The sequence below is a fragment of the Desulfitobacterium sp. genome (assembly GCF_035539115.1).
Classification (GTDB): Bacteria; Bacillota; Desulfitobacteriia; order Desulfitobacteriales; family Desulfitobacteriaceae; genus Desulfitobacterium_A.
Genome location: NZ_DATLJA010000084.1, coordinates 26,139 through 50,899, shown reverse-complemented (window position 1 = coordinate 50,899; position 24,761 = coordinate 26,139). Strand labels below are relative to the sequence as shown.

At 40.8% G+C, this 24,761-nt stretch carries 18 protein-coding genes, 1 pseudogene and 1 riboswitch; of the genes and pseudogenes, 4 read left to right on the top strand and 15 right to left on the bottom strand.

The genetic code is table 11. The features are described 5' to 3' along the window. Nucleotides 1-13: 13 nt before the first annotated feature. The 11 genes and pseudogenes from VM640_RS13460 to VM640_RS13410 form a co-directional block, all read right to left on the bottom strand. The gene (locus tag VM640_RS13460; protein ID WP_414647997.1) at nucleotides 14-2,587 is read right to left on the bottom strand and encodes a molybdopterin-dependent oxidoreductase; all 2,574 of its coding nucleotides are present in this window, start codon (nucleotides 2,585-2,587) and stop codon (nucleotides 14-16) included. Between the two features lie 52 nt (nucleotides 2,588-2,639). Beyond that, the gene (locus VM640_RS13455) at nucleotides 2,640-3,347 is read right to left on the bottom strand and encodes a TorD/DmsD family molecular chaperone (RefSeq protein WP_325393059.1); all 708 of its coding nucleotides are present in this window, start codon (nucleotides 3,345-3,347) and stop codon (nucleotides 2,640-2,642) included. A gap of 452 nt (nucleotides 3,348-3,799) precedes the next feature. After that, complete coding sequence (locus VM640_RS13450; RefSeq protein WP_325393057.1) at nucleotides 3,800-4,345, bottom strand: 4Fe-4S dicluster domain-containing protein; 546 nt, start codon at nucleotides 4,343-4,345, stop codon at nucleotides 3,800-3,802. A gap of 23 nt (nucleotides 4,346-4,368) precedes the next feature. Then, nucleotides 4,369-6,423, bottom strand: a complete 2,055-nt coding sequence (locus VM640_RS13445; protein WP_325393055.1) for a molybdopterin-dependent oxidoreductase — start codon at nucleotides 6,421-6,423, stop codon at nucleotides 4,369-4,371. Nucleotides 6,424-6,438: 15 nt separating this feature from the next. Further along, nucleotides 6,439-7,653 carry a PucR family transcriptional regulator gene (locus tag VM640_RS13440; protein WP_325393053.1) on the bottom strand — a complete coding sequence of 405 codons (1,215 nt, stop codon included), beginning with the start codon at nucleotides 7,651-7,653 and terminating at the stop codon, nucleotides 6,439-6,441. A 173-nt stretch (nucleotides 7,654-7,826) separates the two neighbouring features. After that, a complete protein-coding gene (locus tag VM640_RS13435; protein ID WP_325393051.1) occupies nucleotides 7,827-8,384 on the bottom strand; it encodes a UbiX family flavin prenyltransferase in 558 nt (185 codons plus the stop codon). A gap of 209 nt (nucleotides 8,385-8,593) precedes the next feature. Further along, on the bottom strand, nucleotides 8,594-10,000 hold the full coding sequence (locus VM640_RS13430) for an HD-GYP domain-containing protein (protein ID WP_325393049.1): 1,407 nt from the start codon (nucleotides 9,998-10,000) through the stop codon (nucleotides 8,594-8,596). Nucleotides 10,001-10,067: 67 nt separating this feature from the next. Continuing rightward, on the bottom strand, nucleotides 10,068-14,378 hold the full coding sequence (locus VM640_RS13425; protein ID WP_325393047.1) for a non-ribosomal peptide synthetase family protein: 4,311 nt from the start codon (nucleotides 14,376-14,378) through the stop codon (nucleotides 10,068-10,070). A gap of 376 nt (nucleotides 14,379-14,754) precedes the next feature. After that, nucleotides 14,755-15,345, bottom strand: a complete 591-nt coding sequence (locus VM640_RS13420) for a hydrolase (protein WP_325393045.1) — start codon at nucleotides 15,343-15,345, stop codon at nucleotides 14,755-14,757. A 31-nt stretch (nucleotides 15,346-15,376) separates the two neighbouring features. Further along, the gene (gene metA / locus VM640_RS13415; RefSeq protein WP_325393043.1) at nucleotides 15,377-16,294 is read right to left on the bottom strand and encodes a homoserine O-acetyltransferase MetA; all 918 of its coding nucleotides are present in this window, start codon (nucleotides 16,292-16,294) and stop codon (nucleotides 15,377-15,379) included. Nucleotides 16,295-16,363: 69 nt separating this feature from the next. Next, nucleotides 16,364-16,470: riboswitch (SAM riboswitch) on the bottom strand. Nucleotides 16,471-16,644: 174 nt separating this feature from the next. Continuing rightward, nucleotides 16,645-17,271: pseudogene (locus tag VM640_RS13410) on the bottom strand (transposase family protein); the annotation flags it as partial. Nucleotides 17,272-17,812: 541 nt separating this feature from the next. Here VM640_RS13410 and VM640_RS13405 point away from each other — a divergent pair. From VM640_RS13405 to VM640_RS13390, 4 genes are read left to right on the top strand one after another with little or no spacing between them, the layout of a single operon-like run. Then, nucleotides 17,813-18,103 carry a hypothetical protein gene (locus VM640_RS13405; protein ID WP_325393041.1) on the top strand — a complete coding sequence of 97 codons (291 nt, stop codon included), beginning with the start codon at nucleotides 17,813-17,815 and terminating at the stop codon, nucleotides 18,101-18,103. A 23-nt stretch (nucleotides 18,104-18,126) separates the two neighbouring features. After that, the gene (locus VM640_RS13400) at nucleotides 18,127-18,429 is read left to right on the top strand and encodes a sigma factor-like helix-turn-helix DNA-binding protein (protein ID WP_325393040.1); all 303 of its coding nucleotides are present in this window, start codon (nucleotides 18,127-18,129) and stop codon (nucleotides 18,427-18,429) included. Continuing rightward, entirely contained in the window at nucleotides 18,429-18,689 is a 261-nt protein-coding gene (locus tag VM640_RS13395; RefSeq protein ID WP_325393038.1) for a helix-turn-helix domain-containing protein, read from the top strand. Before VM640_RS13400 ends, VM640_RS13395 begins: the two co-directional genes overlap by 1 nt. A 55-nt stretch (nucleotides 18,690-18,744) precedes the next feature. Then, nucleotides 18,745-19,449, top strand: coding sequence for a DUF1906 domain-containing protein (locus VM640_RS13390; RefSeq protein WP_325393036.1), 705 nt, complete (start codon nucleotides 18,745-18,747; stop codon nucleotides 19,447-19,449). Here VM640_RS13390 and VM640_RS13385 read toward each other — a convergent pair. The 4 genes from VM640_RS13385 to serC all read right to left on the bottom strand — a co-directional run bounded on the left by VM640_RS13385 (nucleotide 19,417) and on the right by serC (nucleotide 24,479). Beyond that, nucleotides 19,417-20,517 carry a sialidase family protein gene (locus VM640_RS13385; protein WP_325393034.1) on the bottom strand — a complete coding sequence of 367 codons (1,101 nt, stop codon included), beginning with the start codon at nucleotides 20,515-20,517 and terminating at the stop codon, nucleotides 19,417-19,419. The two genes, VM640_RS13390 and VM640_RS13385, sit on opposite strands and share 33 nt — an antisense overlap. Nucleotides 20,518-20,950: 433 nt before the next feature. Next, nucleotides 20,951-22,186, bottom strand: coding sequence for a DUF1015 domain-containing protein (locus VM640_RS13380; protein WP_325393032.1), 1,236 nt, complete (start codon nucleotides 22,184-22,186; stop codon nucleotides 20,951-20,953). 18 nt (nucleotides 22,187-22,204) lie between these two features. After that, nucleotides 22,205-23,368 (bottom strand): phosphoglycerate dehydrogenase, encoded by a 1,164-nt coding sequence (locus VM640_RS13375; protein ID WP_325393031.1) that lies wholly within the window; start codon nucleotides 23,366-23,368, stop codon nucleotides 22,205-22,207. A 28-nt stretch (nucleotides 23,369-23,396) separates the two neighbouring features. After that, on the bottom strand, nucleotides 23,397-24,479 hold the full coding sequence (gene serC / locus VM640_RS13370) for a 3-phosphoserine/phosphohydroxythreonine transaminase (protein ID WP_325393029.1): 1,083 nt from the start codon (nucleotides 24,477-24,479) through the stop codon (nucleotides 23,397-23,399). Between the last annotated feature and the right edge of the window lie 282 nt (nucleotides 24,480-24,761).

Sequence of the window (24,761 nt, the reverse complement as noted above, 5' to 3'; positions counted from 1 at the left end):
CAAGTGTCACCTCCTAAAATATGATTCTTTGCTTCCACTCATCATCCGGTTTTAACGGTTCACCGGTGTATTTCTCAACATGAACAATCGTTGTATTCCAAGGTTCTTCCCCTTGTCCGCTTAACCGAGCTCCGCAAAGCGTGTTTGTTGCACCGGCTTTATCAATATCTGTTGTATCCTCAATTTCTGCCCAGGCTCCTTCACCCAGGGTTACCACACCTGGCATCATTGATTCGGAGAGGGTAAGAGGCCGGATTACTTTTCCATAGGCGCTCTCAATTAAAACGGTCTCTCCATTTTTAAGACCAAGGGCTTGCCCGTCTCTTGTGTTCATTACAAAGTCCTCAGGATAGGCTTCTCTGAGCTGTGGAATATTATCGAATGTGGAATGGGAACGTCTTCCGTAGTGGATCGTAATGAGCTGGAAGGGATATTGCCCCTTTTCTTTGCTTTTCCAATCTTTAAAGGTCGCTTCATAGCCGTCCAGCGGCGGTTCATACTTCGCGATTGGCGGGACCGTCGTCAAGCCGTATGCCGCAATCTTATCTGAAAGAGCTTGACAGTGGATTTCGAGTTTGCCACTTTTGGTCGTTAGAGGATGGGCTTTCGGATCTTTCACAAAATCTGCTCCCTGAATCACGGTGAGTTTGTCATCTGGAGTTCTCGGCACTTGGTAAACGCCCTGTTTAACCAAGTCATTCAGGGCAATCTTTCCTTGTTGCTGTTTTCCTTTAATACCCCATTCTTGAATATCTTTATCCGTAATTGTGACCAAGGTCTCGTAATTTACTCCGTCCTCTTTAATCACTTGAGCTCCGGCAAGGCTGTTGAAAAATTGTTGTTTCCCGCTGATGGGATAAATTTCATCCGAATTCAGCCCGAGGCGTTTTGCAAGTTCACGATCCATCCACTCTTCTGTTTTTGCCTCATAAAGTGGCTCCACTACTTTTGGGGTAATAAAGATCGCTTCCGGATTCCCCTGTAAAATTGTCCCATCTTTTTCCCATTCTGTGGTTGCAGGTAAAACGATGTCCGCATATTTTGAGATGGTTGAAAGAACAATATCATTGGTTACGACAAAATCGACTTTGCGGAAGGCTTTAATTCCCTTATTAATATCAGAGGATTGATTTAAGTAGTTATAACCGTATCCATCACGGACCAACCAAATCAAACGGATATCGCAAGGAACTTTTCCCCGTCCGTTTGTTCCGGTGTATTCACCGTTTAAGATGGCGTCATAGGTTTCACAATAAGCCATACCATTGGCAACCGGATTTTTGGGGTTAGCCCATCTATAACCGTCGTATGCTCCGTAGGTTACATCCGGAAATAATGGATTTTTAGCAGGGGGAAGACCTGTACCTCCAGCTTTAACAAGGGTTGTACCGCCATAACTCTGATTTGCTGCATAGTTCATCGTCCAAACCCCGGCACCCGATTTTCCTACGTTTCCAGTCATCCAGCCAACGGTAAGAAATGCCTGACAGAATTGCTGTCCTCTGTAGGTACGTGCAGGTGCAAAGGAGGAAGTAAAAATCATCGGTTTGGTTGTCGCAATTTCTGTTGCAAAATCCCTAATAAGTTTGGGGTCTGTTCCGCAAATTTCCGAAGCCCATTCAGGAGTTTTGGGAACCCCATCATAAGTGCCTAAAACATAATCTTTGAAATTCTCCTTAGGATCTGCACCTTCAGGCAGATGATCTTTATCAAATCCTACTGTACACCGGTCAAGGAAATCCTGATCTTGGAGATTGTTTTCGATCATGTGATAAGCCATTGCCAAAAGCAGCGCCGTATCCGTTCCCGGCCGGCAAGGAATATGCTTGTCAGCTAAGGTTTTTACCGTTGGCGTTACAACAGGGTCAACAATGATAATTTTTGCTCCCGCTTTTTTCGCTTGCATGAGGTTGTAAGTCGGATTCCCCAAGTTAGAACGAGCAGGATTGGATCCCCACATCACAATGAGTTTGGCATTTCTCCAGTCCAGTCTGTCGTTTGACTTCCATGAGAAGAAACCAGTCATACATTCTTGAACGACTCCCCATGCACCTGATGAAGATGATCCCCATCTTACAAGACCCCCACCATAGAAATTAAGGAGTCTGCTTGAACCAAGAATGGATTTATTTCCATACTGTTCTTTAATTCGCTTTAATTCTCCAGCTACAAGATCCATTGCCTCGTCCCAGGAAATACGAACCCATTCGTCTTTTCCCCGTAATTCCTTATTACCGCCACCGGGTGCCCAGTTTTTACGTTTCATCGGATATTTGATGCGGTCAGCTCCAAATACATCGTGTCTTTGGGAACGTCCGCGATGGCAACCTCTTTGTTGCGGATAATCGGGAGAGTCGGGATGGGTATCATCTGTTTTCTGTCTGACGACAACCCCATCGACAACATAGGCTTTGTTCAAGCAACGTCCACCGCAATTGTGCCAACAGGCTGCAGGAATCCATTCCCCTTCCTTATTCGCTAGATTTGCCGCTGCCGTAGTCGAATCTACTTTTGTCAGTCCACAGCCTGGAAGCGTAATCGCCGCTGCAGCTCCTGCTGATAAACCTAGAAAAGACCTTCTGCTCATTGTGTAATTTTTTGCCTTCTCAATGAGATTTGCCACGTTAATTCACCTCCAGTTAATTTAAAACGCCTTCATAATTTATATCCAAAAGCTCTTCTAGAGCTTCAAGATCTAAGGTGAGATAGCCATTAAGAATCTTCGCCATGCCTGGATAGAGGGCCAGGTTAGCACTTGCAAGAATCTTTTGAGTTAGCTCAGGCACCCACTTTAGTAAATGGCCTTGCAAAAACACCTTTTGATCTTCCAGGACTTCCCTTAGCCCCGTAAAATCCTGTTGTTGTAAATATTTCAAGGATAGTTCGCTCAGTTGGTACATAAAATCCAGTTCTAAGCCTAAATGATCGTCGGCTTCCTGTTTAAAATGCTTGGGCAAGAATTGATATTTTAAATAAGCTTGTCTAACCTTAAGGGTTTGTTCTTGAAAAAGAAGGCGCTCTTTGTTCAAGTATGCTGATTCCCAAAGTGGAGCCGGTAATTTATCCGGTCCAATAAACATGCGCGTATAATCCCAGTGTAAGTCATCGTACTCCCTTCCACTCTTCATATCATGCTCCTGCAAAAACGCAGTAATATGTTCTATCCCTTCGTGAATGTCTTCATTTTCCTTAGTAAATGGAAACGATTCGATGAATCCTTTTTCCGTAATAATGTTCAAGAATTCCTTCGTGGGTTCTTCCAAAAAGGTTCTCCTTAATACGTCATAAACAAAAATTCGTGTTTCTAATAAAGGTTGAGTCATTTCTAACGGGTTTTCTTTGTTCATTAGTAACACCTCCTTTTCATTGTTCATTATTGCACATAGAAATTTGTAGAAAGCTACAAAAAAATCGACATATGATTGTATTTACCGCTACGAAGGCCTAAAGAAAACCCGGCTTTCGCCGAGCTTTAGCGATAAAGAAAACTTGGCTAGCACCAAGCCCTAGCGAAGGTGGTAGTCATAGTTGCCTTATCCTGCCGGGCATAAATACATGCATCGTAGGATATAGAAGACTTGGTCAGCGCCAAAGCGATGGCCTTAGTCGCCTTATCCTGCCGAACTTAACCGCATTCATCGTAGGAAAGCGAAAACCGCTGGCTGCACTTAGAGTTTATCTGCCCAAAACTTATACTTTCTTACGAAAATGGACTACATTTTCATACCTCCCTGTGAATCGGCAGGTTCATGGAAGTTTCTGTTAGTATAAAAAAAAGCACCTCGGATTTGAGGTGCTTTTAGCTATTCTTTAACCAATATCTTTTCTTCGGCTTGGCTGGATAAAATCGGATCGACGGGTTAGTCAAGCGAATATCTGGAAACCCTTCCACTGTAGCCAGAGTATCTTTATCGAAATCTTTACCGAGATCTAAAACTTGCAAAGCACCCGTTGAACAAGCCGTTACGCAGGCCGGAAGTAAACCCGCTTTTTGACGATCAAGGCAGTAGTTACATTTACTCGTTCTGTTCTGAACAGGATCAAATTGGGGAGCATGATAGGGACAGGCTGAAACGCAAGTTTTGCACCCGGCGCAACGGTTGGAATCAATGAGTACTATTCCATCCCGTCTTTTGACGTAAGCATGCTGAGGACAAACTCGAAAGCACTCCGGACTAGAACAATGATTGCAAGCAATAGACAGATACGTTCCATCTTCATTTTCGGTAACTCTCCGCCACTGCACCCCACTCGCTGTCTTATTTTCATTCTTGCAAGCAATTTCACACGAACGGCACCCGATACAACGATCAACATTAAAGAGAAAACCTTTAGAATTAAGCATCGTTATCCCGCACACCCCCTTTACTATTGGAGCTTCGTCTTTATTTCTACCCAGGCATCATAATAGGCCGCTCCTCGTGAACCTGAGTATTGAGTGCCCATATCTGCTGCTTGCTTCGCCAATAATTTATTAACCGAGTCTTCGCCACTTTGGGCAATCACAACAACCCCTTGAGGAACACGCTTGCTTAACCTCACTCGCCGTTGACAGGATCCCCAATCATTGAAAATTGCAACGTTGTCTTTCTCCTTTAAACCTCTTTGTTCCGCATCGTGAGGATTCATCTCCACCATTTCCATCCCCTGATCCTGGCTCAACCAAGAAAGCGCTCTGTATTGGGAATGAATCCGAAACATGCTCTGAGGAGTGAGGAGGCGTAAGGGATATGAAGAATTTGTCTCCTGCTCTTGAAATCTAGCCAAGGCTGGAAGTTGATTTTGCTTTGCTCCAGCCGAATAGAGTTCAAATTTACCCGTCTTAGTCTGAAAGACCTGCTCATACCAAGGCACTTCCGAAATTTTGAGTTTACGTGGCCCTTGCAGGAGCTCTTCCCACTTGGTTATCCCCAGCTTTGCGAGGATTTCCGGCGTCAATTCAGCGGCTATCCAATCTAAAGCCGTGAGTTGGTAGGGAAAGCTCGAGAAATTCGGCTGGAGCTTATTTAATACCTGAGTTAAACTTCGAGCAATCTCCAAGTCACTCTTGGCTTCAAAAAAAGGGGGAATCGCCTTTTGATTAATCGCTATCCATTGATGCCAGTAACTTCGGTGCAAATCATAATCTTCAAAAGGGCTCGCTGCTGGTAAAACGATATCCGATTGGGCTGTCGTTTCATTCATAAATAAATCCACAGTAACCACGAATTCCAGCTGTTTCAAAAGTTTTTGCCAATTCTGCAGATCTTGATCTTGACTTAGGGGATTTCGGCTGGCAATCCATAAGAATTTTAAGGGAGGATCTTTTAGCGCTAAGGCCTCTTGGGCAAAACAGTTAATATCGAGACTGCGCTCGATAATCGGATTCTGATTATCTGGTCGCGGAAAGTTCATAATATCTTGTTTAAATACGTCCTCCACCAGATTATTATAGTAAAGCCCACCCCCTTTAAGATGATGGTTTCCACTTAGGGCGACTAGGGCGTCGATACAGCGAATATTCTGGCCTCCATTGGAATACCGCTGAAGGCCAAACCCGGCCCAAGTGGTACACGGTTTCTCCAGATAAAAGGCCGCCAGCTCCCTCATTCCCTCTTGCGATACCCCAGTAACCTCACTCGCATATTCAAGGGTCACCTTTTCCTGAAGATAACTCCGCAAGGATTCCCAACCCAGGATTTGTTCATTGATATCCTCCAGGTTAAACTGTCCCTCTTCCAGGAGAATTTTAGTAACCGCCATCGCCAAGAGCCCATCTGTTCCCGGAGTAATCTGAAGATAGATATCTGCTTGGGCTGCCGAAGGCGTAAATAGGGGATCAATAACCAGCAGCTTAGCCCCTCTATCTCGTGCTTGATTGATGAAATTCCATTGATGAATTGCGGTCCGTGCGGGATTAACCCCCCAGAGAACGATCGTCTTTGATTCCACCATATCCTCAGGATCTGGAATCACAATCCGTCCGCGATTATAGGCTACAGCCTCACTCCCCGCCGCCAAACAAGTATCTCCATAGAGTTTGGTATGTGAGCCGAAGCCTCGGAACATGCCCTCGGTCGCAAAATGGAGAAATCCTAGATTCCCGGAATATTTATTGTAGCCACAAGCTAAGGAGGACCCATAGCGCTGATGGAGCTCCAAAATCTTGATTGCAATAATCTCGAGGGCTTCCTCCCAACTCAAGCGTTGCCAATTTCCTGATCCTCTCGGATATTGTCTTAACGGATAGCGTAGTCGCTGGGGACTATACACATATTCTGTATAAGCATATCCTTTGGCGCAGAGCCGGCCTTGAGTGTATCCATGACGAGGATCTCCCTCCACTTTAAGTAACGTTCCATCCTGTACATGGGCTAATATGCCACACGTCTCATAACAATTGCGCGGACAAACATTATAGAAAATCTTATCTTCTTTGCTCATGGTCCTCCTCACAAGCTAACGCTTTATTAGGTATCTTATCTTAAAGGCAACCATTAACGATAGAATCGTGTCAAAATCCTTCATATCGATCTTGAGAATCTCCTCAATTCGCTTCAGTCTGTAGCGCAGAGTATTGGGATGCAGGAAAAGTGAATCAGCCGTTTCCTTCAAGTCACAGCGATGGGAAACGAACTTTTCCAAGGTTTCCATCAACTCATTCTTCTGTGACTTATCATATTGTTCTAAATCCTCAAGTGTCTCCCGATAGAACTCTATTAATTCCTGTCGATCATGGTTGTAAAGAATCCTCGCTACCCCTAAGTCCATAAAGAAGGGTGTGTGGTTCTGATCTGGAAGCAAACTGCCTAATTTCAAGGCAACTTTTGCCTCTTGATAGCTACGGAATATCTCGGAAGGATTGGCATACTCCCTTCCTACCCCAACTCGAACTATTCGTGATGTTAGATGCTCTTCAGCCTGAGCCATGACTTGCTTAAGGATCATATTCAAATAATCTTTATTTCCATGACGTTTTTTGTTTTCCACGGGTAAAACAAGAACAACTTCTTCATTTTTTTGCATGAGAATTGCCTTTTTCTCCAGCGGTTGCGTCACCATTTGCACAATTTCATGAAGAAGTTTAACCAGTTGAAGGTCTTCGGAGTATGGTTCAAAGCCATCAAGCTCAAATACGGTCACGATATGCGGTAATTTAAGATTCCAACCCCAAATTTCACCCCGAGTAATGATATCTGCATTCTCTTCGATATTTCCATAGAGCAAATCAAAAAGGAAAGCATCTCGATATTGGCGGCTGTTCTCAAGCAGCTCCTCTTGTTTTTGTAATTCCAAGACGCAAGCGGCTCTGGCTTGATGGGCGAGAATCTTAATTTTATTCTCCTCATCTAATCCCGGTTCGCAAATCAGTAGAAAACCAAATCGTTTCACTGAATTACTTAACTCGATGATAACGGCCTCGACTTCCTGCTCTCCTGAGGAAACGATGGCTCGGCCTGGAGTAATCGCGCTTATCAATACGTTGAGTAATTTACCCACACTAAAATCCTCATTGGCAATCGTGGAACCAAGAACGCGATGCGAGGGATTCGTGATGAGCACTTCTTTTTTTAGTAAAATCGATATGTGCTTGGTTAGTTCTCTCGGTCCACCACCCGCTACCAGTTTGTTCAATAACTCATTCTGAAAATTAAGCAACTCATCTGTATGCATAAAACTCCTCCTCTCTTCTTAGAAGGAAGACGTAAAACAGCCTTATCTTTCTTTCGAATTAAATCTATTATACGTCATATTTCTGTTTGTGCGAAGTTGGAGGGCGATAGATCTAAATACAAAAGAAGAACAGAGGATAAAGATTTTAAATAATCTATCGTCTGTTCTTCTTTTTAGCCCTTCCACCGTTTGGCCTGATCATACTCCAGTCCAAATTGGTCTAATAGTTTCATGATGTGATGGTTAACGACATCTTCAATACTCTGGGGGTGAGTATAAAAAGCCGGCATGGGCGGAACAATTCTTACCCCTATTCGTGATAGCTTGAGCATATTTTCTAAATGGATGGGGCTAAGGGGAGACTCTCTGGGACTTAAGACTAATTTTCGGCCTTCCTTGAGCATGACACCCGCCGTTCGGGAAATGAGATTATCGTCATAGCCCTGGGCAATTGAACTCAGCGTTTTCATACTACAGGGTACAATAATCATGCCCTCCGTGATAAAGGAGCCGCTCGATATTCTCGCTCCTAAATTCTTATTATCATATACGGTAGTGGCTAAACCTTCCATATCCTCGAGGGCATACTCTGTTTCTATTTCCAAATTTTTTTTAGCCCAATCGCTTATAATAAGATGAGTATTGACCTTACCCGTAGCTTTTAAGGCCTTTAATAAATTCATGGCGTAAATCGTTCCCGTTGCGCCGGTGACCCCAACTACAATTTCCATATGTTTTCTCCTGACGATCCAATTATAAATGATCTATTTCATGATTCAGTTGCCAAAATCCTTCTTAAAACTGATTGCTATAGAAGTTTCGTGGAATGATAACCCTAATTGTTGAGAATAGCTTGTCATTATTGACGAGCATTATACTGAAAAAGCAGAAAGAGCATCTGCCTTAATTAAGCGGATGCTCTTCTGTTTTGCTGATACTTTTACGACTCCACGACTCTACTATTCGGAACAATGCACCTTTGCCCCTGCTCTTGATATAAAGAAATAAAGGTGAATACTAAAACAGGATCAAATTGTGTCCCGGCACATTTTTGCAATTCCTCTAATACTTGTTCAAACGTTCCCGCCGAGCGATAAGGACGACTTGAAGTCATTGCATCAACCGTGTCTGCAATGCTGATAATACGAGCTAGTAAAGGAATGGACTCTCCGCTTAAGCCATCAGGATAACCCTTACCGTCGTAACGTTCATGATGATGTCTGATTATCGGCACAATTTCTTTGGCAAAGTTAAGTTTTGAACAAATAGCAGCTCCCCGTTCCGGGTGAGACTTCATTGTCAACCATTCTTCTTCGGTTAACTGATTCGTTTTATTCAAAATGACATCTGGAATGCCGATTTTACCCAGGTCATGGAGAATAGCTGCCCGATGAATATTAACTTGATCTGATTCACTTAAATTTAAATATCGGGCAAACTCCACAGCAGATTCAGCCACCCGGTCGGAATGTCCATGGATATACGGATCTTTAGATTCAAGAGCCAAAGCTAGTGAAAAAATTATATTCTGGGTATCATCAAGTGCTGAGAGTGATTCCTCAAGCTTATAGTTAGTATCTGTAAGTCGTTCATTGGCCTTTTCCATTTTCCCTCTCTGATGTTCAATCGTTTTGCGACTTAGGAAATCCCTGACTTTAGCATCATAAAGAAGTATGGAAAGGAACCACGCAACCACAACAAGTATGGTTCCGTTAGTGTAATGTCCTCTTAAAGCAGCACTGTTTTCTTGGGAAAATGTAATCCCAATAATAAGTATCAAATAGTTTGTTAAATAAATTCTCAGACTAGATGACGGTTTAAACGTATTCATTACGGCAATAGTAAATGCCCCAATAATAAACACTGTAATCTGACCATGGATAAGCTGATCGATAATCGAAATTAAAGTACAATTCAATGTAACAAAGTAAGCAACTATCATAACAAACAATTGTTTTGCTCGCGTAGTCTTAGGTTTTATACCTTTAGAAAAAAGCAACAATACAATTGATACAAAGAGCATCGAGAGATGTGCATAAAAAAGATATTTATATCCGGGCAAGGAAGTCCATAGCCCCTTCTTTTGATAAAGAAAGTCTGTGAAAAGAAGAATGACAGAAATAAAAATTAAAATGACATTTAATTTTTGAGATTGGTAAAAATTCCGGTTTATTAATTCTTTGTTAAATTCATTTTCTTCACTTTTGGATATAACGTCAGAAAAAGTTGAGTTTAATAATATAGGGTTCTTAAATGGCATATAGACACCGTAACCTTCCAATTTCAGTTTTGCGAAACCCTCATTCGAATTTTGCATCCAATATTCTACAATATTCTTAGTTTTCACCTAGAATATTCTCTCACCTATTCTATATGCGGGTTTGAAAATCTTCAATAGGACAGTAGTCTTAAATTCATCCGCTAACCCTTTTGAAATTATTAATAAAGCCAACTTCACGCATATGACTCAGAACTTTAGTCAGATAATCCACATCTATCTCTGGCCAGACAAAACCTGTTTGTGATAAATAATTAATGGTGAAAATTGAATTGACTTTAATGGTATTATTATGATTCAATCTCTTATTGACACTCAAATCAGAGGCCAGGCCACTTAACTTCTCTTTCCCTTCCTTGGTCTGGGACAACTGTGCTATATAAGCATCAAATTCTAAATTCGGCAATGTTCGAACAGGATAGTCTAATAATCTTAAATAGCTTAGAAGCTCGATTGCTCTAACCTTCTGATGATTAAAAATATGGAATACCAAACCGCTTGTTTGATTCACCTTAATAATATTCACAATACCTTTAGCACAGTAGTCCACAGGTGTAAACTCAATACTTTGCTCAAGAAAACTTTCTGGAATAACTTTTAAAGAAACGATCGATTTGATTCGGCGATAAAAGGCATTTTGATCAATATTACGCTGGAATTTACCATCCTGGTAACGGCCCGTTACGACCCCAACCCTAAAAATAGCTGCTTTTAACCCATTAGCTTCTGCCCTCAAAATATATTGCTCAGCGACAAATTTACTTCGGATATATACGTTAGCTTTATAATCCTGTCCAACATAAAAATCATTTTCACTAAAAACAGTATCCATCTTAACTGGATCTACCAGAAAATCACCTGAAACACTGATCGTGGAAATATGGTTAAGTTTTTTATCAAATTTCAGACAAAAACGTATGACTTCACAAGTCCCTTGGACATTAGTTTTCTCGAATTCACGATAATCACCATAATGTTTGACTAAGGCACCACTATGAATCACAGTTTGGACTTTTTGGGCCAAATTATTATATTCATTATCATTGAGTCCGAATTGTTTTAAAGAAATATCTCCGTTAACGACTACGATCCTATTCTCTAGAGTTATTGGAAGTGAGGAGAAATTAAACTGTAGCAATTCGACTAATTTTTCTGTTGCCTGATCACCACGCACTAAACAATAGATTATATTATCTGTTTGCGTCAATAATTCTTTGAGAAGATGGTTACCCAGAAAACCCGTTGCACCCGTCAAAAGTACATTTCCTGGGTCCACTGGCTCCATTTTAATTTCCTTTGGTATTATCCTGCTGGCGATATAAATTTCATCTTCATTTCTATCATTCTCTTGGTTCCGCCCCGTGATTTTAGATGCTAATAATCTTATGGTTGGACTCTCATAGAAATCCTGAGCATTAAGTTTCCACTCGTAAGCTAAGGCTCCCGACATAATTTCTAAGATGGTTAAAGAATCTCCCCCTAAGGCAAAAAGGTTATCGTCAATCCCTACTCGTTCCACTTCCAGAGCTTCAGCCCATAACATCGCGAGTTTTTGTTCCAGATCGTTTCTGGGCGCAAGATAGGAATGGGCTGTCTGACCGAAATCAATTTCGCTTGGATCCGGTAAAGCGTGGCGGTCAATTTTGCCATTCGGTGTTAGTGGAATAGTACTGAGCCAGGTGAACGAAGCTGGAACCATATAGTTCGGCAAAGACTTGAGAATATGAGCTCGTAAATCTTTATTACTGAGCCTTGTTTCACCCGTTAAATAAGCGCATAATTGTTTCTTACCCACTTTATCCTCTTTTATCGCTACGATTGCCTCTTCTACCGCAGTATGCTCTATAAGGCAGGCTTCGATCTCTTCCAGCTCGATCCGGAAGCCTCGTATCTTGACCTGATTATCATTTCGTCCTAAACATTCAATTTCACCGTCATTAAGCCATCGTCCCAAATCTCCTGTCCGGTACATTTTTTGGCCAGGAATAAATGGATTTTCCAAGAAACGCGCTTGAGTTAATTCTTGATTATTCAAATAACCCAAAGAAACTCCATCCCCGGAGATAAAGATTTCACCTATTGATCCTATTGGTACAGGAGAAAAATAGTCATTCAGAATGTAAATTTGGGTGTTGGCTATGGGTTTCCCGATTGTTATTTTTTGAGAGTGGGTAACATTTTTCATTGTCGACCAAACCGTTGTTTCTGTAGGACCATAAAGATTATAAATTTCTGCACTGGTCATTTCTTTTAGACGGGATAACAATGGCGCGGGAAGAGCTTCCCCACCTATTAAAATGTACGATAAGCTATTTAATATTTCATGACAGTGATGATTATCAAGAATCAGTTTCAGTCTTGACGGTGTGGTTTGAATTACTTCAACATTGTGTTTGGCGACGATGTTAAATAATAATTGGGGAATAGTTTGTTCGTCCTCATTGGCGATAACAATCTTCATTCCTTTTGTTAAAGGAAAGATAGTTTCTAAAAAGAAAATATCAAAGGATATTGTTGTTAAGGAAACTATAGTTTTGGTTTCAAGACAAATTTCATTAGCAATTGCGCTAATCAAATTGCACAAAGCACGGTGGTGAACCATTACTCCCTTTGGTTTACCTGTCGTTCCCGAAGTATAGATTACATAGGCTAAATCATCTAGATTAGCTTTTTCAGTATCTAAGTTTGCCGTGTCATAATCATAGACCGTTGTATTGTTCGGTGAAATATTAGCAAACTCACAAATTCCAGCTGTACCAATACTTTGATTCTCTCTATCCGTAAGTGTTAGTTGAGTATGACTCTGGTTTAGCATATACACAATTCTTTCACTAGGGTATCCGGGATCCATCGGCAAGTAGGCTGCTCCAGCCTTAAGAATCCCCAAAATACCTATGACCATTTCCAAAGACCGACTCACAAGTAATCCAACAATCGAATTGCGTGTCACCCCTTTACTGCGGAGATAACGAGCAAGCTGATTCGCCCTCTCATTCAGTTCACGGTAGGTTAGGCTTTCGTCACCAAAGACGATGGCAGTGCTATCTGGTGTTTTTATAACCTGGTCTTCGAATAAATCGGACACAGTTTTTGCTTCATATGGCAATTGCGTCTGATTAAATTCGACTAATAGCTTAGTTAGCTCATCCTGTGATAACATTTGCAGTTCGGAAAGCCTCTTACTTGGGTTTTCCAGGGCATCAGTCAGAAGATTGCACATCTGGTTATGCATTTGATCGATATCTTCCTCACTGAAGACTTCAAGCAAGTAGTCATAATCCAATTCCGGTAAGCCGATACCGTCCCTGTCACTAACACAAATCGACAGCGAGTTAGTCTGTGCTCCACAATAATTCCATATACCTTCGTATTCAATTACAGAATCTAGCTTGTTATTGTGATAATTAAGAGTAACATCAACTAGCGTCCCTGAAAATTGGTGTTTTTCACGAAAATCTTTCAGGATACTGCTATAGGGATATCGTTGATATCGCATGAATTTCATTAATTCTTTAAAAGACTGTGTAACAAATGAGATAAAGTTAAGACTTGGCTCAATTGTAATTCTGGTGGGTATATTGTGCATAAACATACCCACAGTATTCTTTTCCGTATGCCCCGACCGGTTCAAAATAGGTGTTTCGATTGCTACATCCTTCTTATTACTCCTTTTGAAGAGGTATAAGGCAAGAAGTGCATAAAAAACACTGAAACCAGAAACATTGTTCAAATCACAAAAATATTTCAGTTTGGAACTTAATGACTCCGATAGAACATAACTTTTTCTTTTACCCACTAAGCTGTTAAAGCCTTTATTATCAGTAAATGAGATAAATTCAGGAACGGTGTCAAAGGTTCCAGACCAGAATTCCTTATGTTTGTTAAAGCGCTCGGAAGCTATATATTTTATTTCGTCATTAATATGGTCTATGAAGGAAGAAGCCTCTTCTTTTTCCGGATAAATCCCGTGAATCAACTGCCAATATTCTTTTAGAGTCTTTCTAATAACCAGAACGATTCCCCAGGCGTCAACAATCGTATGATGAAATTTAAAGAAACAGATGTTTTTTTGCTCACCTAACTTAACCATAGCGAAATAAAAAAGCTCGGAGTCGATTAATGCAAAGGGCGTCTCTGCGGTGATCTTTTCCCATTTACTATAATCTTGTTCTCCGCCTTCATAACTGAAATCCAAGATATCAAAGTCTTTATAAACGAAGTCGGAAAAATATTGTTGTGGTGTACCATCTTGATTTACTAATCGGATACGTAGGGCATCATTTTCTTTTACTACAATATTCACAGCTTCATTCATTAAAGCAAGGTCAAGTTCTTCACGGATTATTGCAGTTGCTGATAAAATAGCCTGGCTGGTACCAGGATACAAATTATCGGCAACCCAGATTGATTTCTGTGCGTTTGTTAAAGGATAAAACTTATTACTCATAATACCCCCCAAATATTCGCTAATATTTATTTAATTAGCGTTCTCTCTTTAACCATCTATTTTTATTATTGAATGACTCTTGGAATAACATTTTTCTATTAATTAATCCAGATTCCTTTAAAAATTTTAAAAATATAGAGGATTTTCATTAGAAATTAAAATTTTTAACTGCAACAATGAAATCGACTTACAGACAAAATTAAAGAAAACCCGGCTTGCGCCAAGCCTCTAGCGTAGGCGGAAGCCTTAGTTGCACTTATGCTATCTGCCCAAAACTTATACTTTCTGTTAGTAAAATAAATAAAACCCGCCCCAATATTTGGGGCAGGAATTTTCCCTAAGTCGTATCAATTCAATTATTGTTAGCAGGAGAATGTCATTTTCCCGCTTCGGCGTTTCCCTCAAGCCCTATTTCTGAGGCGACAGTTCGCATCCCTTGGATTGTTTGCTCAATCACATACTCCAAATCCATGTTCACCATGGCAGCCCCGTTTTCAATGACCTCACGGTTTACTCCCTCGGCAAAACTTTTCTGCTTCCATTTCTTTTTAACGGATTTCACAGTTAAATCAAAAAGACTCTTACTCGGTCTAAGCAGCGCCGTCGCAGAAATAAGCCCTGTCAATTCGTCAATCGTATAGAGTACCTTTTCTTGATTGGTTATCGGTTCAACATCACTGCAAAGCATATAGCCATGACTTTCGATCGCCCGGATATACGACTCTGGCCATTGTCTCGGCTCAAGAATGGCCCTCGTCTTCTGACAATGCTCTTCCGGATACATCTCAAAATCGATATCATGTAATAACCCGATGATACCCCATTCCTCAACATCTTCCTTAAATAAGGAAGCAAAATGACGCATAACGGCTTCTACGGTGACGGCATGTCTGATCAGGCTCTCGCTCTGGACATATTCATGAAGGAGTTGCTCGGCAGCTTCGCGATTATGATCATACTCTGACATTAGAATTCCTTCTTTCCTTCCTCGAAATACTTTAATCGATCTCATTCACATTATAAGGTGTTTCCTGGTAAACATAATAATTGAGCCAGTTGGCAAAAAGCAAATTGGAATGGCTTCTCCACCTAACGATCGGGGGCTTTTGTGGGTCATCATCGGGAAAATAATTTTGCGGAACATTAATGGGAAGGCCGCTTGCTATATCCCGATCATACTCTGCTTTTAAGGTGAAGGGATCATATTCTGAATGGCCAGTCACAAAAATTTGGCGACCGCCTTTGGTTCCGACTAAATAAACACCCGATTCCTTGGATTCAGACAAAATCTCCAGTTCAGCAACCTTTTCGATGTCTTCCCTTCTGACCTCTGTATGCCTGGAGTGGGGTACATAAAAAATATCATCAAACCCCCTAAGAAGCCTGATATTTTTATGATTGAGGGTATGCGGAAAAACACCAAACATCTTAGCCGACAGAGGATACTTCGGCACACCAAAATGATGGTAGAGACCAGCTTGTGCTCCCCAACAGATATAGAGGGTTGAATAAACATTATGTTGGCTCCAATCCATGATCTTTACAAGTTCAGGCCAAAAATCAACCTTTTCAAAATCCATTTGCTCAATCGGCGCACCCGTGATGATCATCCCATCAAATTTCTTATCCATTATGCTATCAAATGTTTCATAAAACTTGACCAGATATTCTTCTGATGTATTTTTGAAGCGATGAGTTTCAGGATAGAGCAAGGTAATGTCGACTTGGATAGGAGAATTACTCAAAAGCCTTAATATCTGCGTTTCTGTGACAGTTTTATTGGGCATGAGATTTAAGATAACAATGCTGAGCGGTCGAATATCTTGGTGAGCCGCCCGTCCTTCATTCATCACAAAAATGTTCTCTTTGTTTAAGATTTCCACCGCTGGAAGAGCATCGGCTATGTTGATTGGCACAGAACTATCCCCTTTCGGAAAAAAATTAAAACCTCTTCCATACGAAAGAGGTAATTAGCGTTGCTTCCTCTCTCATCTATCAATGTTTCCATCGCAAGAATTGGCACCGCTGTATTTTAATCAATACCGGTTGCCGGGTTTCATCGGGCCAGTCCCTCCACCACTCTTGATAAGAAGTAAAATTCATATTCAATTTTGCCATTGCAGCTATACTATAACATTAATCTGTTTTAGTCAACTATACTATTTAGGGCTTGCTAACCAAACCCTGCTTTTCTCTCGGCTGACCAAAATTACATCCTTTTCTTGTCCAAATATCCAGTACAGAATTCGGGCAAAAAGAACTCTGAGCTTATGCTCTCTCGGTTTCGGTAAATTCGGTCAGCCAGAATCGCTTCAGGATAACAGCCTTTGCGATCTTTGTAGCGCTCTACGGTCTCAATCAACGTACCTGCCTCATTGAAGGAATCCCAGGACAGTTTTTCAATTCGACTATAGCCGTTTTCAAGTCTAATCGCCACTTTTACTCCAGCTTTACCTCGCACGATGGTTCTAACATGCGGCTGATACAGGTTTACGATACGATCAATTATCCTATGGGTTCTTGTTTTATACAGGGTTGTCTGCTGGTCAACTCACTTCCGAATCGTCGCCAGAAGTTTTTTTGCTGCCGACTCAATGATTTAGCTCCCCCCGTTGACTCTTGGAGCATCCGATCAACTCTACTCAGGTTTCGTCTCATGTCCTACAATTGCTTCTTAACGCCTTTTCGAAGCTGGTTCTTGCTTGGAAACACTCAAATAATCTTTCCGTGCTTTCTCACGATACGCTCTGGGTCTTTTTCCGACCTTTCCACGGGCATTATGGATCGTGTCAATGATCTCGTCCCATTTTTCTCAGGCTTCATTCAATAATCCCAGGTCCGTTGGGTAACACAGTTCAGCTGGTGCACAGGTTGCAGCCAGAATTAAGGTTCCCTAGTTGGGTTTAGCTTCTGGAATTTCTCCAGAACTAATTATCCCCTTAAAACCTTCACCACTATGGTTAATGCGCCCTCGGAGTCTAACTTCCACAGGATTCGACAAAAGTTGCACAACAGAGAACCAATTCGCCTTCAGGCGGGTCGGCTCTGGTGAACCTGTTCTGGCAGGACACCAGAGCCATCTTTTTTTAACTTTGATATGTTCATTGTGATTTAACTTCCCGGACAGGCAGTATTGTCAGTTTTCGGACTCTTTATACTAGGGTTATTTATATTGAAAATATTTATCCTTTAATTACATTTATTGCCCTAATTATTGGACTGTAAAATATACACAAAGAAACAAGGCTAATTGATTGACTATCCTACCCCATCTAGATATCTGAGTCAAAAAGACTCTTGTAAGGGTCTTTCTACTTAATAAAATCTGGGACCAATTTCCTATAAGTAATGCTACCATCCTCCTGTTCTAGCAATACTGAGTAAATCAACATGGTAAATGTATCTATAATTAGTAAAAGGAGGGATGGCGGCGTATGACAGGGCAAATATTATTTTCGCTAGAATTATTGCGCTCTGTTAGTGGAGCAAGTATGGCAATTCTACTTGTTGTTCAATTAATCAAAGACTTTCCCGTAATCAAGTTATTACCAACAAAGTGTATAGCTATTGTCATCGGAGTTCTCTTGTTTCTCTTAATATCACCCTTTCCATCGTCATTAGGAGAATTTGCCGTTATCGTTCTGAATGGTTTTTTAAGTGCATCTACAGCTATTGGCGGATGGCATATGATGAGTGATTTTTCTACAAAGGGGGAACAAAAATGATTGCTCAGGATATTCAATAGTGCGTGACTGTAATCCATAACGCATCAATTCGTGCAAAGCAAAGGAATCGGCGGTTTAATCGTGATGTTTTAACTGGAGATTCATTTGAATTCCTTCCACGCTTTGGAGTTTTATACTCCTTCGACGATTTAGAATTAGCTGAATTAATAAATTCTCTACCCAAAATCGAATCGAATATTTTGTACTACACCTTTATTCTTGACTTAACTCAACAAGAAATAGCCTGTCGATTTAATATAAGCCAGCAACAAGTAAGCCGAATTAAACGACGTGCCCTAAACTTACTCTATAAAGAGGTGATTTAATGGATTATGCACAATTAGACTTCGAGACTCTTTGGCAGTTTTTAGATCTGAATGACCAGCAGGCATTAGCAGAATTATTAGTTCGCTTTGAGCCTCTAATTAGGTCAGAATCTAAACTGCATGGCAGAATTGATGAAGATATTGCTCAAGATATCCGCGAGGCATTTATCCGAGCACTCAAAAAAAATCCGATAAAGCCCAATTTAATGAGTAAAACCGGTAGTTCATATGCTCTATATAGAATGGAAAACAAATTTTGAAAGGGAGGTATACAATGATGACTTAGGGCAAAAAGTTGGTGCTTTGCTTCTTGACATGTTTAACCAAAAATCAAGGTGTACGAGAGCTATTTTACAGCTCTACACGAATCTAAGAGAAAGTGGAGTGATATTTATGGGTAACGGGATCGACGTCATGAGTCCTCTCAGTTCTTCTCAACTAACCTCTCTAAAAAGCAATGGGTATTCTTTTATAGGTCGATATTATTGTGCAGATACGTCTAATCTAAAATTACTCACTCTCGCCGAGGCACAACGTATTTCAAGCGCCGGATTAGACACTATTGTCGTCTATCAAGATGCGAATAACTATCCGGGAGCATTCAGTTACACTATTGGGGTGAGCGATTGCAATAACGCAATTGCACGAGCCGGAACTGTAGGACAACCTTATAATACAGCAATCTATTTCGCAGTTGATTATGATGCAGCCGGCGGTGGAACTCTCGCCAATATAGATGAATATTTCCGGGGCATTTCAGACGCTATGAGAACGTACAAGCAAGTCAATGGCGGGGGTTGGAATATTGGAATTTACGGGGGCATTGGAACTGTAGATTATATGTACGGCAAATATGGTATTTATAACGTTTGGCAAACGATAGCTTGGAGTGGTACTTCAATTTCATCTCATGCTAACGTTTACCAAAAAGCAATTAAGGCTTTCATTGATGTTGATGGTAAATCTCTAGAAGTTGACCTTGACACTTCATACTCCGGTATCGGTAGTTTCAGAGTCTAAGCCAAAAGGGGGGAGGCTAAAGCCTATCCCCCCGATTTTTATGTTTATCCAAGTCTTCCCTCCATTATTGGTTTTGAATAATTTATTTTCTCCTACGGCATAGCCTACTTGTGGAGAAATGAATCTTATCTGATTCACCTTAAAACCCGTTAGATTAGATTCGTTCCAGTTCAATCCACCATCATTAGTTTTAAATAAGACATCTCCCTTACCAGACATACATACTAAATAACCATTGGTTTCATCGACGAAATCTAATACTCCCTTTGCATTTTGAGGCATGTTAATTGTCTTATATTCCAAATTGGATCCGTTGAACCGGGCAATTTCATTCGTATTTTTCAGGAGAAGGTTTTTCCTTAACTTAAAAACATTAGCGGAACTATCGACAAGTTGCCAACTCTGACCACTGTTATTTGTCTCATATACTTTGTTATTGATATTCAATATGCCATAACTTCGAGACAGAAAAGTCACTCGTCCCCCACTGGGTAATGAAAGTCTTGACCAATGAAACCCACCATCTTCAGTGACGTAAAGATCACCTGAAGGGGTTGACAATCCTGAATCCGGACTTACGGACAGCCACCCATGTAATGGGTCAATAAAGGATAGAGAATATAAATTTGACGAAGGATAAGCATATTTAGGATCTACAGTCGTTTGAGACCACGTTTTGCCGCCATCGGTGGTTGAGAAGATATCGACAATCGTTTTTCCATAACTGGAGGCCGCAATCCATCCGTGATTGGAATCGAGAAAATCCGTTGCTATGTATCTATCCGAGTAATAAAATGGACGATCTGCTATTGCTTTCGGAGTGATGTCCGACCAGTGGTTTCCGCCATCGGTGGTTCTTAAAACGGCCCTGAATTTTCCCCAGTCAGAGAACCCACGTATTATCTTCTCCTTTTCTATTTGACCATGTTCAACCAGCAGCAAACCCGTATGATCATCCAGCATATTCATCGACAAAATCAGTGGAGAAGGTAATTTCTTTTCTTGAGAACACCCCATTAGCAAAAATATAATTAAGAAAAGCGGGACAATTCGGTTAATATTTTTCAAGGCATATCCTCCCTTTCCAATCAGAAATTGTATATGGGTATTGATCCTATTGTATTATACTAATAAACAATAATGCTATCAACCAAATTTTAGCAAATAAGAAGGTTTAAGGGGTTATCATCAAAAATGATAATGCCCTAAATAAACTAACCATGTGTTTATCAGGGTAGGGTGAAGGAAAATATCTCAGCATCAAGTTAATTCTCCAAACATTAAAAGGCATACATCTGAATCCAAAAATTCAGATGTATGCCACTGTACATTTGCAATAAACCCTTTCTTTCCCCTATCTCTGAAGTCTTAATTGTGTATTCTAGCATATCCTGACATTGAATTGCCCTCCACTGCATTGCGTTCCATGGCATCTTGCCTTTCGATTCTCTTTTCCGCTTTGTAGCGCTCTACGGTCTCAATCAACGTACCTGCCTCATGCTTAAAGTAAATGAATAAACAATCCACTTCTTAGCTTCGGTTCAAACCAAGTCGACTTGGGTGGCATTAATCGACCTGCATCTGAGACGTCAAATAGCTCATTTATTGAAGTGGGATACATCGAAAAGGCAAGCTTCATATCACTCTTGGCTCTTTTTTCAAGTTCTTTAAGCCCTCTAATGCCCCCTACGAATTCTATTCTCTTATCCGTTCTGATGTCTTTAATATTGAGGACCGAAGTTAATAGATGATTCTGAAGCAAAGAAACATCCAGTCCCTCAACAGGATCGTTGGAACGGATCTCCTCCTTGGCCGTTAACTTATACCAAACTCCTTCTAAATACATGCCATAGGTCGCTTTTTCTGCAGGTTTATATGGTTCTGCTCCGATTTTTTCGACGACAAATTTCTTCGTTATTTCACTTAGAAATTCTTCTTTACTATACCCATTTAAGTCTTTGACGACACGATTATAGTCTAAAATTTTCAATTGGTCATGGGGAAAAAGTACAGACAGGAAAAAGTTAAATTCCTCTTCTCCCGTATACCCTGGACTGGCTTCTCTCCTTTTTAGTCCAACCTTTACCGCTGATGCAGCCCTATGGTGGCCATCGGCGATATAGATACTTTGAATATTTTTAAAACCTAAATAGATCGTTGCGATATCACTTTCCTTATTAATTCGCCATACCGTGTGTCTAATTCCATCTGGAGCTACAAAATCGTATAAAGGAGCTTCCTTCTTTACCTTATCCACGACGTCATTGAGAATCTTTTGCGAACGATACGCTAGAAATATAGGTCCGGTTTGCGCATCACAAATATCCACATGATTGATGCGATCAATTTCTTTGTCTTCTCTCGTTTTCTCATGTTTTTTGATGACATCATTTAAGTAATCATCAATTGCTGCACAGCCCACTAAGCCGGTCTGGGAACGGCCATCCATGGTCAGTTCATAGATATAATAACAGTTCTTACCTTCTTTAACTAAAATACCTTCTTTGATCATTTGTTGAAGGCTATCTCTTGCTTTCGCATAGACCTTAGCGTCATAAGGGTTGAAGTCCTCATCAAATTGCGTTTCGGCTCGATCTACTTTTAAAAAGGATAGAGGTTCTTTTAATACTTCTGCTAATGCTTCCTCACGATTATAAACATCATAAGGGAGTGCTGCCACTTTACTCGCAACATCTTCTCGCGGCCTCACAGCATTAAAGGGCCTAATCGTCGCCAAAAATACTCCTCCCTTCCACTACTTAATAATTCTTACCTTGAGAACGCCGTCAATTTTTCCGATCTTCTTGACGATTTCATCCGTCGTTGGTGATTCAATATCGAGCATCGTATAAGCCCACTGTCCCCGACTTTTGTTCGTCATATCTGAGATATTAAAATTTTCTTGAGCTAAAGTTGAGGTGAATTGGCTAAGCATGTTTGGTCTATTTATGTGATTAATCACAATCCGACCCGCTTGCATACATATTCCCATATCACAGGTAGGATAATTGACCGAATTTCTTATATTTCCATTTTCGAGAAAGTCCCTTAACTGATTAACGGCCATAATCGCACAGTTATCCTCTGCTTCATTGGTCGAAGCGCCTAAGTGAGGAATGGCGATAACGCCCTCGGCATTGCATATCTTGAGATTGGGAAAATCCGTGACATAGCGACTGACTTTTCCAGAATTCAAAGCGTCAATCATATCATCATCATTGACTAAAGTATCTCTTGAAAAGTTGAGAATTTTAACGCCGTCCTTCATCAGGGCAAAGGCTTCTTTATTAAACATTCCTTTGGTTGTATCGTTTGAAGGCACATGGACTGTAATATAATCACATTCTCTAAAAATCTCTTCGATCGATTTTGTGTGTTTAATAAATTTTGAAAGTTTCCAGGCAGAATCCACGGAAATAAAGGGATCATAGCCGTATACTTCCATCCCGAGTTTGATGGCTGCATTAGCCACCAAAATTCCCACTGCTCCCAATCCGATGACACCTAGTTTTTTCCCTTTGATTTCTGTTCCTCCGAACTTTGATTTATTTTTTTCGACTTTCTTGGCCACCTCTGGATCCTCTTTGACTGAATTGACCCAGTTAATTCCCCCTACGAGATTCCGCGCAGCCATAAAAAGGCCTGCGAGCACAATTTCTTTAACTCCATTGGCATTGGCACCCGGGGTATTAAAGACGACAATTCCATGGTCGGCGCATTTATCGAGAGGAATATTATTTACTCCAGCACCAGCTCGAGCAATCGCCACTAAAGAATGGGGTAACTCCAATTCATGAATACTGGTGCTCCGCACGAGTACGGCATCTGCATCCTCGAAATGTTCAACCTGCTCATAGTTATCCGAAAATAAGTCTAAGCCCACCTTGGCAATAGGATTCAAACAGTTTACTTTAAACATCTTCTAACACCTTCCCTTTAACTTTTTCTTATTTATTTTCTTCTTCAAATTTCTTCATAAAGGCAACTAACGCTTTAACCCCTTCGATCGGCATGGCATTGTAGATACTGGCTCTCATCCCGCCAACCGTTCGGTGACCCTTCAAGTTCTCAAATCCAGCAGCTTTCGATTCTTTAATAAATTTGGCATCCAATTCATCGAAACCCGTGACAAAAGGTACATTCATTAAAGAACGATCCTTCTTCACAACGGTTCCTCTGAACATCTTGCTTGAATCGAGATAATCATAAAGAATAGCCGCCTTTTCTTCGTTTCTCTTTTTCATGGCTTCGAGGCCGCCTAGTTTCTTAACCCACTTAAACACCTTGCCACAAATATAGATACCATAGGCTGGAGGGGTATTATAAAGCGATTTATTATCATCATGAATCTTATATTTTAACATCGTTGGAGTTCCGGGTAAGACATCCTCGGTAATCAAATCTTCACGAATAATGACGACAACCACTCCTGCAGGGCCAATATTTTTCTGAACGCCTGCGAAAATAAGACCATATTTCGTGACATCTACGGGTTCAGACAGGATATCGGAAGACATATCAGCGACTAAGATCTTGTCCCCTGTTTCCGGCAAGTCATGATATGTCGTGCCATAGATTGTATTGTTATGACAGATATAAACATAGTCAGCATCCTCGGAAATCTTTAAATTCGTGAGATCCGGAATATAGGTAAACGTCTTATCTTCAGAAGAGGCAATGACATTAACCTTGCCAAATATTTTACCTTCAGCGATCGCTTTTTTCGCCCACTGCCCTGTTTTAATATAATCGGCAACCCGATTTTTCATTAGGTTCATGGGAATCATGGCAAACTGTTGGGAACCTCCTCCTTGGAGAAACAGGACCTTGTAATTGTCCGGAATATTCATTAAATCTCTCAGATCTTTTTCTGCATCCTCAATAATTTGTTCGAAAGCTTTCGAACGATGACTCATCTCCATCACGGACATACCCGTACCGTTATAGTCTAACATCTCCTCAGCTGCTTCTCTAAGCACCTCTTCCGGTAATACCGCCGGCCCTGCCGCAAAATTAAACACTCTTTTCATAAAAAATCCCCCTATATCTTTATTTAATTTAGGTTGAATGCTAGCTTTACAGAATACCCCTTTCTTTGATAATTTACCTTTATATGTTTTAAACTGGATGTCCCTGGGAAAAACAAAACCCACCCCAGCATTTGGGGCGGGAATTCCGCGGTGCCACCCAAGTTCTAACCGATAATGGATACATGAATAGAGACGCTTGAAAATAAACAAAACCCCTCATCCCTAAAAGGGACGAGAGGTTATTCCCGCGTTGCCACCCATGTTGCCGAAACGGCCAACTTA

What these genes read in the sequence shown, in the direction of transcription:
- VM640_RS13460 (WP_414647997.1), bottom strand. Translation starts at nt 2,587, where the DNA reads ATGAGCAGAAGGTCTTTTCTAGGTTTATCAGCAGGAGCTGCAGCGGCG.
- VM640_RS13455 (WP_325393059.1), bottom strand. Translation starts at nt 3,347, where the DNA reads ATGAACAAAGAAAACCCGTTAGAAATGACTCAACCTTTATTAGAAACA.
- VM640_RS13450 (WP_325393057.1), bottom strand. Translation starts at nt 4,345, where the DNA reads ATGCTTAATTCTAAAGGTTTTCTCTTTAATGTTGATCGTTGTATCGGG.
- VM640_RS13445 (WP_325393055.1), bottom strand. Translation starts at nt 6,423, where the DNA reads ATGAGCAAAGAAGATAAGATTTTCTATAATGTTTGTCCGCGCAATTGT.
- VM640_RS13440 (WP_325393053.1), bottom strand. Translation starts at nt 7,653, where the DNA reads ATGCATACAGATGAGTTGCTTAATTTTCAGAATGAGTTATTGAACAAA.
- VM640_RS13435 (WP_325393051.1), bottom strand. Translation starts at nt 8,384, where the DNA reads ATGGAAATTGTAGTTGGGGTCACCGGCGCAACGGGAACGATTTACGCC.
- VM640_RS13425 (WP_325393047.1), bottom strand. Translation starts at nt 14,378, where the DNA reads ATGAGTAATAAGTTTTATCCTTTAACAAACGCACAGAAATCAATCTGG.
- VM640_RS13420 (WP_325393045.1), bottom strand. Translation starts at nt 15,345, where the DNA reads ATGTCAGAGTATGATCATAATCGCGAAGCTGCCGAGCAACTCCTTCAT.
- VM640_RS13405 (WP_325393041.1), top strand. Translation starts at nt 17,813, where the DNA reads ATGACAGGGCAAATATTATTTTCGCTAGAATTATTGCGCTCTGTTAGT.
- VM640_RS13395 (WP_325393038.1), top strand. Translation starts at nt 18,429, where the DNA reads ATGGATTATGCACAATTAGACTTCGAGACTCTTTGGCAGTTTTTAGAT.
- VM640_RS13390 (WP_325393036.1), top strand. Translation starts at nt 18,745, where the DNA reads ATGTTTAACCAAAAATCAAGGTGTACGAGAGCTATTTTACAGCTCTAC.
- VM640_RS13375 (WP_325393031.1), bottom strand. Translation starts at nt 23,368, where the DNA reads ATGTTTAAAGTAAACTGTTTGAATCCTATTGCCAAGGTGGGCTTAGAC.
- serC (WP_325393029.1), bottom strand. Translation starts at nt 24,479, where the DNA reads ATGAAAAGAGTGTTTAATTTTGCGGCAGGGCCGGCGGTATTACCGGAA.